13 protein-coding genes are annotated in these 15,777 nt (G+C 35.0%); 3 read left to right on the top strand and 10 right to left on the bottom strand.

Annotated elements, in window-relative coordinates; translation table 11 throughout:
- Positions 1-333: 333 nt before the first annotated feature.
- Both tyrP and tdc read right to left on the bottom strand, forming a co-directional pair.
- On the bottom strand, positions 334-1,743 hold the full coding sequence (tyrP, locus tag AC6UD1_RS05500; protein ID WP_500694156.1) for a tyrosine-tyramine antiporter: 1,410 nt from the start codon (positions 1,741-1,743) through the stop codon (positions 334-336).
- An 18-nt stretch (positions 1,744-1,761) separates the two neighbouring features.
- Positions 1,762-3,663 carry a tyrosine decarboxylase gene (tdc, locus tag AC6UD1_RS05495; RefSeq protein ID WP_500707491.1) on the bottom strand — a complete coding sequence of 634 codons (1,902 nt, stop codon included), beginning with the start codon at positions 3,661-3,663 and terminating at the stop codon, positions 1,762-1,764.
- A gap of 371 nt (positions 3,664-4,034) precedes the next feature.
- On the opposite strand from tdc, the gene AC6UD1_RS05490 reads away from it, so the two are divergent.
- Together AC6UD1_RS05490 and AC6UD1_RS05485 are read left to right on the top strand one after the other, a co-directional pair.
- Positions 4,035-5,060 carry a DNA adenine methylase gene (locus AC6UD1_RS05490; protein WP_500694154.1) on the top strand — a complete coding sequence of 342 codons (1,026 nt, stop codon included), beginning with the start codon at positions 4,035-4,037 and terminating at the stop codon, positions 5,058-5,060.
- A gap of 59 nt (positions 5,061-5,119) precedes the next feature.
- Entirely contained in the window at positions 5,120-5,767 is a 648-nt protein-coding gene (locus tag AC6UD1_RS05485; protein WP_500694153.1) for a PD-(D/E)XK nuclease superfamily protein, read from the top strand.
- Positions 5,768-5,864: 97 nt separating this feature from the next.
- Here AC6UD1_RS05485 and AC6UD1_RS05480 read toward each other — a convergent pair whose 3' ends face one another.
- The 4 genes from AC6UD1_RS05480 to mazE all read right to left on the bottom strand — a co-directional run bounded on the left by AC6UD1_RS05480 (position 5,865) and on the right by mazE (position 9,609).
- Positions 5,865-6,488 carry a hypothetical protein gene (locus AC6UD1_RS05480; RefSeq protein ID WP_500694152.1) on the bottom strand — a complete coding sequence of 208 codons (624 nt, stop codon included), beginning with the start codon at positions 6,486-6,488 and terminating at the stop codon, positions 5,865-5,867.
- Between the two features lie 355 nt (positions 6,489-6,843).
- Positions 6,844-8,058 (bottom strand): peptidase T, encoded by a 1,215-nt coding sequence (pepT, locus tag AC6UD1_RS05475; protein WP_500707490.1) that lies wholly within the window; start codon positions 8,056-8,058, stop codon positions 6,844-6,846.
- 14 nt (positions 8,059-8,072) lie between these two features.
- Positions 8,073-8,921: a MetQ/NlpA family ABC transporter substrate-binding protein gene (locus AC6UD1_RS05470; protein WP_500707489.1), complete on the bottom strand. Its 849-nt coding sequence runs from the start codon at positions 8,919-8,921 to the stop codon at positions 8,073-8,075.
- 448 nt (positions 8,922-9,369) lie between these two features.
- On the bottom strand, positions 9,370-9,609 hold the full coding sequence (gene mazE / locus AC6UD1_RS05465) for a type II toxin-antitoxin system PemI/MazE family antitoxin (protein ID WP_500707488.1): 240 nt from the start codon (positions 9,607-9,609) through the stop codon (positions 9,370-9,372).
- 129 nt (positions 9,610-9,738) lie between these two features.
- Here mazE and AC6UD1_RS05460 point away from each other — a divergent pair, with 129 nt between their 5' ends.
- Positions 9,739-10,389, top strand: a complete 651-nt coding sequence (locus tag AC6UD1_RS05460) for a hypothetical protein (RefSeq protein ID WP_500707487.1) — start codon at positions 9,739-9,741, stop codon at positions 10,387-10,389.
- 1 nt (position 10,390) lies between these two features.
- On the opposite strand, the gene AC6UD1_RS05455 is transcribed toward AC6UD1_RS05460, so the two are convergent.
- From AC6UD1_RS05455 to AC6UD1_RS05440, 4 genes are all read right to left on the bottom strand, one after another.
- Positions 10,391-11,065, bottom strand: coding sequence for a hypothetical protein (locus tag AC6UD1_RS05455; RefSeq protein ID WP_500707486.1), 675 nt, complete (start codon positions 11,063-11,065; stop codon positions 10,391-10,393).
- A 160-nt stretch (positions 11,066-11,225) separates the two neighbouring features.
- On the bottom strand, positions 11,226-13,958 hold the full coding sequence (locus AC6UD1_RS05450) for an LPXTG cell wall anchor domain-containing protein (RefSeq protein ID WP_500707485.1): 2,733 nt from the start codon (positions 13,956-13,958) through the stop codon (positions 11,226-11,228).
- Positions 13,959-14,126: 168 nt separating this feature from the next.
- Positions 14,127-14,261: a hypothetical protein gene (locus tag AC6UD1_RS05445; RefSeq protein ID WP_500694145.1), complete on the bottom strand. Its 135-nt coding sequence runs from the start codon at positions 14,259-14,261 to the stop codon at positions 14,127-14,129.
- A 297-nt stretch (positions 14,262-14,558) separates the two neighbouring features.
- Positions 14,559-15,299, bottom strand: a complete 741-nt coding sequence (locus AC6UD1_RS05440) for an ion channel (RefSeq protein ID WP_500707484.1) — start codon at positions 15,297-15,299, stop codon at positions 14,559-14,561.
- Between the last annotated feature and the right edge of the window lie 478 nt (positions 15,300-15,777).

Below are 15,777 nucleotides of genomic sequence, written 5' to 3'. Positions count from 1 at the left end.
ATAAATAACAATGTAGCTATCATTTTATATTTTTAATAATGTGGTTTCATTTCAATCAGAATAAATATTCCAACATAGATATTTATAGTCCTTCAAATATTTTTTTGCAAGCGGTTACATTAAATGTAAATTTCAATGTTAGTTGAAAAATAGATGAGAGTAAGAACACAAAATTTAAAAATTAATTAAAACAATGGTATTTATGAAAAGTATATTTTGATTAGATATAAAAAAGATTTGTTTAACTGAAAAACTCCCAAGAGGTTAGTTATAACTAATTCTTTGGGAGTCATCATTTATTTAATGATTAATGAATATCTTGGGACTTCTTAATCACATGTTTTTGTCAGCTTTAGATTTCCAAGCTGGATTTTTATATTTATCAATAATAAGCGGAATAACAAACAATACAGCAGTGATAACAATAACTAAGATTGCTGTCATTAAACTATTAGCTAAGAGAGTTGATATTATGATAACGGCAATTCCAAAGAGAAGAATAGCTGCTGTGAAGAATCCTAAGAAATTTCCTTTTTTTCCAATTCTATAAGGACGAGGTGCTTCAGGTTTTTTAATTCTCAGTACAATTAATGTGATTGCTATTAATACGTATACGATTGAATATATAATTGTGGTTGCATTTGTTAGTATTAAAAATACACCATTAACATTTTTCATTAATCCATATAAAAGAGCAAACAACGTAATCATAATTGACTGTGTTAAAACAACATTTTTTGAAACTCCAAATTTGTTTACTTTTTGGAATCCAAATTTAGGTGGCAATTCACCATCTCGAGCAACTTGTACAATTGTTTGAGATGGTCCAGTTACCCAGGCCGATAATTGAAGAATCACGCCAATAACCACCATAAAGCTAAAAATGTTAGCGATTATTGTTGGCCAGCCAAGAATTTTACACCATAAAAGAATTGGTTGAGTAATATTTGCTAATTGAATTTGTCCATTAGGAATAACATTTGCAACAAGTAATGAATTAATGATATTCATTAATACTAAACCAATTAAAGCTATAAAAATACCACGAGTATATGTTTTTTCAGGCTTCTTTAATCTTGGAATAAATACTGATGACATTTCTAATCCAACAAATACAAAGGCAATAGCAGCAAAGTACTGAAGTGAAGACACATTGCTCAGGCTGGGAAGTAGTTTACTCCATGAAAATGAACCTAGATATCCATTAGGCATAATTCCTACTTTTGTTAATGCACAAACACCCATTATTAGCATTACAACGATTGGAATATATACTCCAAGCCAGACGCCTATGGATCCCCCAACTTTAGCCATGTCGAACTTTAAATTTAGAATGGTAATAATCCAATAAAAAATTAATATATTAGCTAATATAAACCAATGATTATTTCCAAGTGCTATGAATCCAAAGGTATTTCCCCATAAAGGGCCTAGTGTTGAAGCAACCATGACCATTCCTGGGAACATTTGAACCCATAAAAGCCATGCTGTAACAAATCCCCAGCGATCTCCTAGTCCTGACTTTACCCAAAGTTGAGGACCTCCTTCAGCTTGCATCATAGTACCCAGTTCCCCCGATATTAAAGCAATAGGAAGAGCAAAGAATAATACCGCAAATAACATATATGTTATTTGCGTCCAACCACTAGCAGCAATGGAAGGAATCGAACGGACGGTTGCACATAATGCCATTGTCATACCTACAAAAGTAATTAAGCTAATCTTTTTGGCATTTTTAGCCATTGTTATTCACCAACTCTCTTATTTATGTTCTTTTTCTAATTTTTTCACAATTTTATTTTCAAATATTTTTTCTAAATCTTCTTGCATTTCTGATTTAATTTTTGGAGCAAAATATTCAAAATTTTCTTTTTTATTCATATAAGTCGTCATGACAGAAGCACGAATGATTGTAACAGTCCTTACTTTATTCCAGTCATCTTCGCTAATTCCCGTTGATTTGACGAATTTTAATGGACTGTCTCCATAATCACTCTTTGGGAAATCTGTGTGAGATACGATATATCCTTTACTATATAAATTGCCAGACACATATGATGCTTCGTCATACATATCATGGTTTAGTTTATTCATATCACTTAAACTATTGTTTCCTTTTTCCTTTAATACGTAGTCAACCATGTTAAAGTCCGGTTTCGTGAGAGGATAGACTTCAATTGTTTTATCTCCAATTTTAAATTCTAGGTTTTTCAAGAAATTATAATAACGATTGGCACCCTCGATCGAAGCTCCTACTAGTTTTCCGTATCCTTCGACGTTTAATGGTAAGGTGTGGTGAGCAGCCCATACTGATGCTGCAGTTGCCCCAGCTTTTGATCCCTCAAGAATATATGCACCTAATAATGCGGGAATATGTGCTCCTTTTTCAAATACATAAGTTGCAAAATATGAAATTGTATCTCGCATTCTAATATCTTTTATTGTAATTCCACCAGCTGCATATGGAACATATCCCATTTTGTGTGGATCGATTGTTACTGAATCGGCATCTTCAATTGCTTTGTACGCGTTGTAAACTTCTTCTTTAAAGAATTGTTTATCTTCAGTAAAATCGTTATTATCATATTGAACTTTGCTTAATTCATTATAAGGAATAAATTCATTATCCTTATTTAAGAACATCGCTCTCCCATATCCACCATATGCTGCATCAACATGGAAATAAAAATTTACACCTTGTTTAGCAAACTTTTTACGGAGATCTACGATTTTGTCTACGGGATCCACTGCCCCTTCTTCAGTAGATGCTACTACAGCAACCACACCCAAAATAGGAGTCTTATCTTTCACTAATTTATTTATGATTTTTTCTAGTTCATTAGTATCCATTCTGTAATTACTATCAACGGGAACAGAGACAACGTTATCAAGACCTACCCCAATAATGTCGGCTGCCTTTAGCCAAGAGTAATGCTTTGTTTGTGGAACTAATAATTTACCAAGTTTTTGAATGTTTTTACCACTGCGTGCTGAATGAGCTTTAAGTGCATCAATTTTATCAGGATGATTTTCGAGAATATCCATAATTTCCTTGGTTGACATATTAAGGAGTTCCCAATCAGTTTTTCCTTTAACTTGTTCAGGGATTATTTCTTTCATTGCTAGAGGTAGGGACTTAATGTTTCTTGCGTACCATAATCCCTCTAGATTTGCCAAGGAGCCATCAGCCGCGATATGTCCCCAGCCATGTGTATATCCCATTAATTTGGCAAAATCATTACCAACTTCTTCTTCCATTTGAGAAGTTGCAGGAGAAGATTCATAAGCAACATTATTTCCATTCCATAACATTGCAAGATCATAAGCAAGAATTGCTGGCATAAGGGTTTCAGAATTCATGTGGCCCCAATATCTTCCGGCTGATTGCCAAGGGACTGATTGGGAACGGAGTTTTCGTGAAACAACATCCATTACACTTCTTAAATGATTTACTGTTCCTTGAAATTCTGAGGATGATTGATCTTCAGGAGTAATCATATGTTTATCTGCGGGCATATAGTTTTTACGCCATCCAAGATGTTCGTCTACAAATTTATTTAGAAGATCTTTGTAGAGTTGTCCATTCTCAGATTTGTCACCGATAAATAAAGCGTTCAAATCCAAATTTTTATAATTATATTCGTCATCACTACTTGTATTCATAAAAAACGCCTCCATAAAAAACATTAATATTGTAATTGCATGTTACGCTGATTATATTAAACCTTTGTTCAACATAACACAATTTTTAAACATATCAGTAAAAATGTTTTTTGATAAAATTTAGTGAAAGTGGCATTTGTGTGACTATGTACTAACATGTCAACGATTATATGCATAATGTTTATTTATTAAATGATAATAATTGGATACAAGTGTATTTTATACATGTATAATCATGCACAATGTTTAGATAATAATATTTAATAAATATATCATTCTTAATAATATTAAATATTATTTTAATAAAAAATGAATTCGTTTCGTATTCTATGATATGATTAGGTTACGTAATACGAAACAGGGAGAATGGTATGAAAAATAATTTAAATGACATTTTGAAAGAACATAATCTTACTTTTAAGCAAATTTCCAAAATGATTAATGTTCCTTATACAACTTTAATTAGTCAAATAGATAGACCTTATGATTCTGTAATAAGAAATTATAAAGATACATTAATTAAGATTTCTGAGAGCCTTAATATGTCGTATGATAATTTTGAAAAATATTTGATTCACCCTAGTCCAAGCCCTTTCATAAAATGGGTAGGTGGAAAAAGACAACTTTTATCTAAGTTAAAATATTATTGTCCAGATAATTTTAAAGATTACTATGAGCCCTTTGTTGGGGGTGGAGCACTTTTGTTATCTTTAACTCCAAATAGGGCGTATATAAACGACTTTAATGAGGAATTAATTAATACTTGGAAGGTAGTTAAAAATAATATTATCGAGTTAAAAGCTCTTCTGGATATTTATCAAGAGCAAGATAATAAGGAATTTTATTATAAATTAAGATCGGTAGATAGAAATGGCAAGATTACTTCTATGTCAGATACGGAAAGAGCAGCAAGATTTATATATTTAAATAAAGCTGGATATAATGGTCTTTGGCGGGTTAATCAAAAAGGGCAAAACAATGTTCCCTTTGGAAATCATAAAACGTTAAATTTATTACCGGATACACTTAATTCAACTAGCGATTATCTAAAAAAACATGTAAAAATAACAAGTGGTGATTATAAAGCTGCTGTTGCAAATGCAAATGCAAATGATTTTATTTATTTTGATCCTCCTTACATTCCAATTAATCAAATCTCTAATTTTACAAGTTACACGAAAGATGGCTTTGGTTTAATCCAGCAGGAAGAGTTAGCTAATCTTGCAAAACAATTGTCTAAAAGAGGAGTTAAAGTAATGCTTTCTAATTCTGACACAGAATTAACTAGGGATTTGTATAAAGACTTTAAGATAAACAGTGTAAAAGCTAAAAGATCTATTAATAGTAATGGTAAGAAGAGAGGGGTTGTTGGAGAAGTCGTAATAACGAATTATTAATAATCTTTATAAAAATAACCATTTCCTTTATAATTGTTTTATAAAGGGAGTGGTTATTTTTGAAGGAAAACGGTGTAGGAGGATCACATACTAATGCTTCGGGATTAAAATTTGAAAATAGTACAGATTTGGTATCAAGAATTAATCGTGATTTATCTAATAAGTATATTTTAAAGCTACATAAATATGATGATAAAGACAAAATAGTAAATACTAAAACACTTTCTTATGATCTTTATAGAAAATCTAATGATAAACATGAAGAAAAGTATGTTGGAATTTTAACTAAACAATATGCTTTTTATAACGCTCTTCATGAAATATATGGTTTAGATAACACAAATAATAAACGATGGAAACCAGACGAAGTATTTTTTAATGAAGAAGTAAATACTATATTTATCGTCGAAAAGAAGTGGCAGCAAACACCAGGATCTGTGGATGAAAAAATGTTTGGCTTTGTTAATAAAAGGAAATTATATCAAGATATTTTAAATCACTTAAATGGAGAGCCTAAACCTACTGTACAATTTGCTGCTTTGTTTAATAAGGATTGGTTTATTAATGGAATTGGAAAAGATAAGAATGGCAATGTAACTAAGCGAACAAATTCAAGAGTTGAATACGAAGATTATTTTAATAATTTACGTGATGATGCTATAAAAATATTTTTTGATGATTATGAATATTGGTGGTTTGGATTATAATTATTCGTAATGAGACTTGCCTATCATAATCATGTTATTATTTTATGAATTAATAAAGACCCATTTCATATCAATGGAATGGGTCTTTATTCTATAACTATTTAATTTTAGGTAATCTTGTCCTTGGTTGAAGACTAATGATTTTAAAATTTTCATCTTTGTTCATAATCTCAAATTCTAGAGTAATATTGTCTCTAAAGTGAGTTACATTGTACACCACAGGATTTGGTATAGCATTATCATAGTTGGATATTAACGACTTCTCTTTATTATCTTTTAATTTATTAATTTCTTCCATGAAGTTGATAGCAAACCTAAGAAGCACCTCTGGATTTTTTGTTATTTCTCTAAAATTATTGATAGTGTTTTTATCATTAAGCGCATAATTACTTTTAAATTGTTCATTTATAAATTTAAATTTATTTTCATTACTTATGTTAATGTGTTCGATTGAATAAAGTTTATAATTAAGTCCCCAGTTAATATGAATATCATAATATTTTGGAGAATAATTATTTTTATCATACTTTTGATTATGTTTTTCAAGAAATGGGTCAAACTGAATGATGCCCATTGCCGGTGAATATACTACTAAAGCATAACTTGATAACTCAAATTGCTTTTCATTACTGTTTTCCGAATTAACTTCATTTCTATCACTCTGGGTTTGAAGTATTAAATCGATAACGTATTGAATATTTCTTAAATCATTAAGTTTCATTTTATTATCTCCTTTGTTAATAAATAATTATTAAATTATGAACGTATAATTGTTGATTAAATTTATTTCAACAATTTTTTCCAATTACCCCCTCATTTATAATATACAATTAGTGAAGTAAAAAATTTATTGAAAGAAGATATTAGAAAATCAATATATACTCTTCATAAATTGTTAAAACATTTCTATAATTTTATAATTATAGAACCTTGATTCGTTGTATTGGCGGCAATGTTGATATTCCTTAATAAGGAACAATTGGTTGTTTTTACATAATTCTTTCATTAATACACTGTTGGTTTGTTTTACGAGTGTAAAATCATTTATGCTATCAAAGATGATGAAATCAGATTAACTATAAACTAATTTTTGAAATATTAACTAATACGTCAGTAACTTTCTTCATTGATTCTAATACTGCAAATTCGTACCTACCATGTGCGTTTTCACTTCCATTAGTTAAGTTAGGAGTAGGCAAACCCTTAAAAGTGATTTTAGATCCGTCTGTTCCACCACGAAACGGAATAACTTTCGACTTAAGACCAGCATCTTTGGCTGCTTCTTCAGCTCTTTTAACGATTTCTGGATCAATTAGTTTCTTCATATTGTAGTACTGGTCGTGAAAAGTGATTTGTACTCGTTTTCTTCCGTATTTGTTATTCAACATATTGGCAATTTTTTTTAGATGATTTTTCTTGTTCTCAAAGGCAATTTTATCGAAATCCCTAATAATGTAGTTGATATGGGCGACGTCAGGACTGGCTTTAAAATCGGTTGCAAAATAGAATCCTTGTCTTCCGTCAGTAACATCAGGGCGTTGTGATAGAGGAATTTGATTGTCAAATTCGATTGATAATTGGATTGCACTGACCATTTTTCCCTTGGCATGTGAGGGATGGACACTGGTTCCGTTAATTGTGATATTAGCTTCTGCCGCGTTAAAAGTTTCATCATTAATTTCACCAGCAGCTCCTGTATCAAGAGTATAAGCAATATTAGCCCCAAAATCCGTTGGATTGAAATGATCGGCGCCTTTACCAATTTCTTCGTCTGGTCCAAATCCAACTAAAATGTCACCATGTTTAATTTCTGGGTTCTTTTGAAGGTAATCGATCATGCTTATGATTTCTGCAATGCCAGCTTTATCGTCGGCACCTAACAACGTTGAACCATCAGTAGTAATGATGGTATCGCCAATGTAATTTTTTAGGTTCGGAAATTCGTCTGGGTTTAGTTGATATTTTGAGTTAAGCTGAATGTTTTTACCTTGATAATTTTTTTGTATGCGCGGATGAATATTTTCGCCATTGAAGTCAGCTGTGTCAACGTGAGCAATGAAGCCGATTTTTGGAACAGCTTTGGTAGTATTTCTAGGTAGAGTAGCAAATAAGTAACTTCCATCACTAAAATGAACGTTGGTTAGCTTTTTGTTATTTAGTTGTTTTGCGAGTTTTTTAAGGAACTCTGTTTGGCCAATGGTAGTGGGAATGCTATTTTTAGAAGAATCAGATCTCGTATTAATTTTTACATAATTGAGAAAATCATTTAATAATTCTGGATATTTTTGCATTTCCTAAACCTCCGTTATTTTAAATTAATGTCCCATGCTGGAATTTCAACTTTTCCGTATAGTTTGTTTAATAATTTTTTAGTTTTTTGGGTTTGATAAGCTTTTACATATTCTTTATAGTACTTGTTATTTCGTTGATCTTTATTTGCTGCAATGATGTTAATCCATTTGGCAGAAATTTTGTTGATTGGTTCAACGTAGATGGCCTTATTTGGATCTAATCCAGCACTTTGAGCAAAATTACCAAGGACATATGAGGCAGCTACATCAGGTAATGTTCTTGGTGCCTGATTGGCATCGATTTCTTCAATTTTTAATTTTTTGGGATTACTCTTGATATCTTTTACATTGACCAGACTCTTATTTGGATCGAGTTTGATTAGACCAGCACTTTGGAGAATGTAGAGACCACGAGATTCGTTAGTTGCATCATTTGGAATCGTGATGGTTGATCCTGGTTTTATATCATTGATATTTTTTAAATGGTCAGAATAAATCCGACCTTGTCCAATAAAAGTTTTTCCAATTGGAACGATATTACCGTGATTGCCTTTATTCCAAGCATTAAGGAAAGCACTGTGTTGAAATGAATTAAGATCAACTTCATGTTCAGCTAATGCACGGTTAGGTTGCGAGTAATCAGTGAACTTCTTATAAACGACATGTAAGCCATATTTTTCTTTTGCTGTTTTAGCAACTGATTGATAAATCTGGTCATCCTTTTTGGATCCATTCATGATGCCGACTGTAATGGTTTTCTTTTTGTTAGTAGCACTTGTGTTATGAAAAAAACTAAAATAAGCTGCCAACACCACTAAAACAACGATAATTCCTAAAATAATGTACTTGATTCTTCTCTTCATGATTCTACCTCCCAAAATGTGAATTAATATATTTCAATAACCAAATAAAAAAGCAGCCGTCCTAATAAAAGGACGACTGCTAATCGTGTTACCACCTTAATTTGCTAGATTCTCTTGGATCTAACCTCAGTAAGTTGCACCAGGAAACCCAGTATAACTTTGTACTGATATCGGATACAGGACCGTTATTAGCTAATCAATTTCACTAATAATTTTGAATCCAGTCCATATTCCAAATCTCAATTTGATTCCTTTTCATCACCCGGGAACTCTCTATACAAATTTTCAATCTGTACTCAGCTGGTAAATATTATTTGTTTAGTTATTGTTGCCAAGTACTATAATTTTAATTTGAATCATTGTCAACTATTATATTTATTTTTTTCTAATTTTTTCCAGCACTGGGAATAAAATCTAAGGAGATAATCTCACTTTTTTGGTATACACATTATTTAATTATCTCTCTTCCCATTACTTTCCCAGACTTTTCACTTTGTCTAAAATCTTTCTTTTGCTTTTCATCTAATCCATCTAGATACCATGATCCTTCAAATGGATTGCGATGTTTAGGCGTTAACTTTAACGACCCGTCACTTTCTTTTTCGATGTCAAAGTCTGTTCCTTCTGGGTAGTTAAATCGTTTTGGAATCGTAATTACACTTTTATTTCCTACTTTTCTAAGTTTCATTAGTAATTTCTCCTTCAAGAGTTTGTACAATGACGATTTTACCTGGCACCTTACCACTCATTGCGCTATGCTTAAACTGTAATGATTATTCATTAACATTAATTACTTAACTTTAATCAGGAGGGGTCCATGAAAAAGAAAAGGTATTTCATCATTACTGGAGCATTAGTACTGTTAGTGATCGTCTTAGCTGGCACGGGTTTTGCCGCATTGCACCATGCTCACAAGAAACAGACCAGTAAGGGCATGAGTATGGCCAGTTTTCCAGCGAAATTCCGAGGAACCTGGTACTCGTATTCGAATAAAACCAATCGGTACAGCGTTATCCGGAACACGAAAAGGACGAGTTCAGCGACTATTTATGGAGCCGACTCCAAACCTGATACATATCGGGTCACGATTCATCAAACCAAGTATCAGCCCCATTTTAAGGAAATTGGCAATCGCACTAAACTAAGCAATAGCTATATAAAAAAGACCGAAAATTGGTCGTTGCTGCGCAACATGAGTTACATTCCGTGGCAATCAGGCCCAGAGGGAAGGGCGGACACCGTTAATCTGTATGGTTGGACTCAATCTACTGGTGATGGAATTTACCTCCAGGAACGGCGGCAAAAAGTCGACGATTATCACGTTGACATGCTGACATACGTGAATAACGGGGTAAACCCGATCGTTGACATGAACGAGGGTGGTCACTTTTATCGTAGTAAACAACTGGCGCAGAAGTTGGCTGGTCGCAGATATCATCGTGAGTTTCGGTACGTTAAAGACTACTAAATTATTTCAATAGATTACTTAAATCTTCCCATCCGCATCCACCTGAAATCGGACCGTGATAGTTAGAATTACCACCATCTTGACATCCAAACAAGTTATTTACCAGTCGGGATATCATTTCCTCCAAACTCCTGATTTTGTAGGAATACTCCTCTTGTTTCTTGATAAATGGATAAGCACCGTCTAGATAAATCGGAGTGGCAAGGTCGTTGAAGTACAGTTCCAGGCGGTCGTCGCCCATCCGAATCACATGATTGAGGTTGTGGTAGGCGACCCACGACGTGTTGCGTTTACAGTGGTCAATGGGTTTTAATCGCAAGAGTTGGACATCTTTTCGGATGTAGGGAATGTTCTTGTTAATCTGACAGTAACCCGCCAGCATTTTGATTTTCGTAAGGGACAGACGATTCTTTTTCCATAATTCCTTCATCAAGACGTTGGTGGTTTGCTTCACGAGCGTAAAACCGGAGATGCGATCGACAACGAGGGAATCAAATTGACTGTGGGCGTCCTTTAAATCAATCAGTAACAGAACGGAATCCCAGTTGATGGTGTAAGTAGCTAGTTTGCGGTTCACCTGTGACGGCAGAATCGAGTTAATGTCGACCGCAAATTCGTTTCGCATCTTTCTTTTAAGTGGTTCACATAGGTTTAGTGGTAATTCATTTAGTTCCATGATATTTCTCCTTTTTTATTCGTGCTGTAAATAGATACGCAGTTTGCGGAGATATTATTCATGGATTTTGATTATTTAAAGTAATTTATTATTAAAAATATTAAAAAATAAACCCTAGTGATGATCACTAGGGCTTATTAGGATATCAATGTGTGAAAGATTATTTAAGGTATTTATTGCGCTTGTCAGCCAATCCAAAGATGCCCATCAGAGCGGTGAGAAGTCCAACGATTGACAACCAACTGGTACTTGATTGTCCGGTTTGTGGAAGGGTCACGTTTGAAGTTCCCTGCTTCTTACTCGTCAGATTATCAATCTTGACAGATTGACGATAAACAAGCGGTAAGGTGGTTAAATGAGAACCAGCTTGATTACTGATGCTGTACTTAACTTCGGTTAACGGGGTTACATCGGACGTATTGGCCTGGACGCTTTCAGGACGAACCGTTTCCGTGTGGTTGATGTAAGCTGCCTGAGGTTTCGTGGTCCGTTGGGCGCGATCAATGGCGTGGTTAATGATTTGAGCGTGCGCTTTTTTGATCGTGTTTTGACCACTAGCTTGGTTAGCAGCCTGTTCGTCATGAGCCAATGCGGCTTGGTCTTTTGCCAGATCACTTTTAGCCTTATCCAGAGCGGATTGATCGGCAGCCGCTTGTTTTTCAAGGTCGGCTAACTTCGCCTTATCGTTGGCAAGTTTGGCCTTGGCGTTAGCTAAGTTATTGGCTTCATTTTGGTAATTAATCAGTTGTTTTTGTAAGGCGGCCAGTTTAGCTTGGTCATCTTGAAGTTGCTTTTCTGCTTGTTCAAGGGCTTTTTGCTTATTGATGAGGTCTTGGGTGGCCTTGTCTAAATTATTTTGGGCCTGTTCATTTGCGGTAGTTGCCTTTTGTAACTTGTTTTGATCGTTATGGAGTTGGTTGGCGTCGTTTGCGACCCGTTGTTTGGCCTGAGCTAACTTGTTCTGTAGACCAGGAAGGGCAGCGTTGTTATGGTCGATGGTTTGTTGCTGCTGAGCAATCTGCTTGTTTAAGTCGTTGATTTCGGTCTTGGCTTTGTGAATGTTAGCGGACCATTTATCTGGATTATACTGGGTAACTTGCTTTTCATCGTTACCTAATTGATTGGTCAGACGTCCCAGCTTGTTTTGTGAGTTTTCTAGCGTTTGTTGGGCACGTTTTATTGCTCCTTTACAATCTGAGATTAATTCGAGCGTGTCATCAATTTGGCGTTCCAGTGTTTCGGGAGTCACGATACCTGTATCAGTTACACTAAACTTAGTCGAATCCTGAATTTGACTTGGGCTAATCAAGACCAAGTGAACTTGACCATAGTTATCAACGCCGATGCCAAGGTACTTGTCATTATTGACGTTTCCGGTATGCGGGTCGAGACCTAAAAGACTCATCTCATGGGCATCCGATTCCTGACTGTCATTAAACAGCAAGTTCATAATTATACTGTAAAGTTTGGAGTAGATAGTATCCATGGTGGTGTAGTTGTCAAAGGTCATGTAACCAGGGGTAACGATTTCATAACCGTCCGCTCCGGGGTAAGTTTTCAGTCCCCACTTGGCTGCCAAGTTATTGATGGCGTTGACGTCATAACCATTTTTGTTATTAATGTTCCAATCATCTTGGTTATAAGCGTTCATCAAGTCGTTAATGAATTGGTTCATGCTCCAACCACCGATTTCAATGTCCGTGGTACCAAACTGTTTGTGGATTTGATTAATGAGCCATTGGACGTATTCTGCCATTTCGAGTTTTTGATTATTGGTGAATTGCGGGGTTTCCTGACCGTTACTGTTAGACTCGACGTAGACATAATCCTGTTTCGCAATGTCGCTCGGTTGATAGTGGTTGGCGGCCATTGCCGCATTATCAAACTGGTTGAACCAGTCGGAGGCGTTTTCGTTTGGATGTTGTTGCTTCCACTGCTGAAAACCCTGTAAGGTCATGCCAGCGGGAATGTGAATACTTTGCTCAAAGGCACTCTCGGACTGTTTCTCGTCGTTTAAGGTACTTTGCGCGTCACTAAGGGTCGAATTCCACGAACTAATGTTATCTTGTGCGTTACTAATGTCCTGGTTCGTTTTGTTGACGGCATCTTGGTCGTGCTTAACGTTGTTTTCAGCCTCGTCATGTTTTTTCTTGGTGGCGGCTTGCCACTTGTCTAGGTTGTCGAGCGTGGTCTGGGTATCCGCTTTTTGTTGCTTAGCCTGGTCTTGTTTTTGTTGGGCGTCCTTGGTGCTCTGTTCGTTGTTGTCAACGGCACTTTGCGCCTGATTTTGCGCGTCAGTATCGTGGTTTAACTGATTCTGGTCGTTGTTAACGTCATTTTGGGCTTGGTTTTGAGCCTGTTGAGTATTATCAGCGTTCTTCTCATCTTTTTCCACGGTTGCCTGGGCGTCATTTTCGGCTTTTTGATCGTTATCAACTTGACTTTGGTCCTTTTTAATGTCGTTATCGGTCTGATTAATTTGGTCCTGAGTCTTTTTGATGTTTTCGGAAGTGGCATCGGCCGCTTCTTTTTGGGCCTGATCAACGGCAGCTTGGTCTTTATTCACCACACCCTGTTGATTACTTATGGCTTGAGAGTCGGAGTCGACGTTCTTTTGGTCAGTGGTTACTGTCGTCTGGTCATGGTTGACTTGGTTTTGATTAGTTGAAACGGCGTTAGACGTGCCATTTTGTTGTTGACTAGTGGGTTGCGTCTGGACGTTTGCACTAGCAGCATTGTTGAATACTCCCACTGCAAACACTCCCGACGCTACCAAAGCGCTTCTAGTAGTAATCCTTAGCCAACGTTTATGTAGCCTTACTGGATTCACGTGCGACTGATGACTATCATCTTTTGATACCTTACAATTATCATATTTAATAAATTTACTCATAACATAAGTCCTTTCTGCTTATAAATTATTTTGCATAATTGATAATACTATAAGGACTTTTATAATACAATTGTTTTAAGTAAAAAATGATAATTATGTGAGTTGGTCTTATTTCAATAAATAAAAACCAGCGCGTAAAGCGCTGGTTTAATCATATTCAGTTTGGAGTTAAACGAGCCACCAAATAATCAAAGCGATGATGAAGACGATTAAGGCTAATCCGAGCCAGTCTTTATACGTTGGCCGATGTGGTGTCATCGTGATGGTTATGTGCTTTCCAATTTTCCATTCTCTCGTTTTCATGTCATACCTCCCATATGTAATTGGTGATAGTGTGTTATACTAAAAATGTAGTAAGGAGCGAGCGCAAATCGCTCCCTAAATGAATTACCATTTAAAAACAATTGTGAGACTTAGAGAGGGCAATTTGAAGCTGATTTCAAATGCCGTTAATCTAAGTCTTTTGTTGTTTTTAGAGGCCATAGTCATCACCTCCTTACTACATTTACTACAATACACTAGTATGAAAGTATTTAAAATACTTTTTCAATCTCATTGTGTATAATATTAAATTAATTTATTTCTGATGATAAAAGTACTTTACTTTCTCAACAATTCTCGTTTTTTCCGTTCAAACTCTTCTCTAGTAATGATGTGATCATCCATCAACTTTTTGAACTTGCGGATTTCATCTGCCTCTGAAACGGGTCCGTGGTCTGTTTCCTTGGAAAAGAAGGTAGTGAGGGTACTCGTCAGCATCCCCACAAAGCTAATCCCGACCAACATCAAAACGACGGCAATTCCCTTGCCAATCCTGGTTTTAGGACTAATGTCTCCGTAACCGACGGTCGTGGTGGTCGCAATGGCCCACCAGATCGAGTTAGTGAGCGACGTGTTTTCGACGATGGAGTAGAGGCCGGCTGACAGCAAGATAATAATCGTACATATGAGTAATAGGTAAATGAAGCCGTTGGTTTTAAAAAACCGTTCTATTCGTTCTTTGAATTTGCCAAGGACGCCTGCGACCCTGAAAAGTCGGAAGATGCGGGTTAATCGGGTTACCCGAGAGATTTTGAAGAAGGATAAGCCGTACCCAAATGGAATGATTGCGAGTAAATCAAACAGATGAGTTTTTACGTACTGCCATTTTTGTTTGGAAAGCAAGAGACTACCGAAGTAGTCGACGGTGAAAATTAGCCAGATGGCATCGTCAATTGCCACGTATGGTTCAGCGCCAAGATTAAGCTTATTTAAGAACTGAAGAACGGTCAGCACAATGGAGATAATTGCTAACAAGATAATCAATGCATCGTAGGTATTTCTGATAATTGGTTTAGTCACGTTCACATCACCCATCACATAGTATATATTTATTTTACCAGTCCTTAGGATCGTTTATAACAACTTCAAGAGCTCACTACCAAAAATGATAGTGAACTCTTTTTGTTTTTGTTCTCATATTTGAATTGCTAATAATGTTGTGATACATCAATTTTTATCATGGAATAAAAATTATAATCAGAGAAATTGCACACCAGACGGTGATTATAATCGAATAATGATTATTAAATTATTATGGAAATCACATAATTATTTTTCACAAATTACCTACAAGCAACACTAAAAGTTACAAATATTATATTATGTAACATATATTTTAAAGCCATCTAAATTGTGATGATGTACTCAAATTATTGCCACTCTACGAATTGTTCCGTCTATTATTTTAATTTTTAATAAATTGTTCATAAAATACTTCGTGAATTTTGTTCAAACCACGTTATTCTTGTGAAGTATTAATTAATTACTTGATTGGCAA

The organism is Fructilactobacillus sp. X8R1C1 (genome assembly GCF_059900945.1).
This window is presented reverse-complemented; position numbering and strand designations above follow the sequence as displayed.

What these genes read in the sequence shown, in the direction of transcription:
- tyrP (WP_500694156.1), bottom strand. Translation starts at nt 1,743, where the DNA reads ATGGCTAAAAATGCCAAAAAGATTAGCTTAATTACTTTTGTAGGTATG.
- tdc (WP_500707491.1), bottom strand. Translation starts at nt 3,663, where the DNA reads ATGAATACAAGTAGTGATGACGAATATAATTATAAAAATTTGGATTTG.
- AC6UD1_RS05490 (WP_500694154.1), top strand. Translation starts at nt 4,035, where the DNA reads ATGAAAAATAATTTAAATGACATTTTGAAAGAACATAATCTTACTTTT.
- AC6UD1_RS05480 (WP_500694152.1), bottom strand. Translation starts at nt 6,488, where the DNA reads ATGAAACTTAATGATTTAAGAAATATTCAATACGTTATCGATTTAATA.
- pepT (WP_500707490.1), bottom strand. Translation starts at nt 8,058, where the DNA reads ATGCAAAAATATCCAGAATTATTAAATGATTTTCTCAATTATGTAAAA.
- AC6UD1_RS05470 (WP_500707489.1), bottom strand. Translation starts at nt 8,921, where the DNA reads ATGAAGAGAAGAATCAAGTACATTATTTTAGGAATTATCGTTGTTTTA.
- mazE (WP_500707488.1), bottom strand. Translation starts at nt 9,609, where the DNA reads ATGAAACTTAGAAAAGTAGGAAATAAAAGTGTAATTACGATTCCAAAA.
- AC6UD1_RS05460 (WP_500707487.1), top strand. Translation starts at nt 9,739, where the DNA reads ATGAAAAAGAAAAGGTATTTCATCATTACTGGAGCATTAGTACTGTTA.
- AC6UD1_RS05455 (WP_500707486.1), bottom strand. Translation starts at nt 11,065, where the DNA reads ATGGAACTAAATGAATTACCACTAAACCTATGTGAACCACTTAAAAGA.
- AC6UD1_RS05450 (WP_500707485.1), bottom strand. Translation starts at nt 13,958, where the DNA reads ATGAGTAAATTTATTAAATATGATAATTGTAAGGTATCAAAAGATGAT.
- AC6UD1_RS05445 (WP_500694145.1), bottom strand. Translation starts at nt 14,261, where the DNA reads ATGAAAACGAGAGAATGGAAAATTGGAAAGCACATAACCATCACGATG.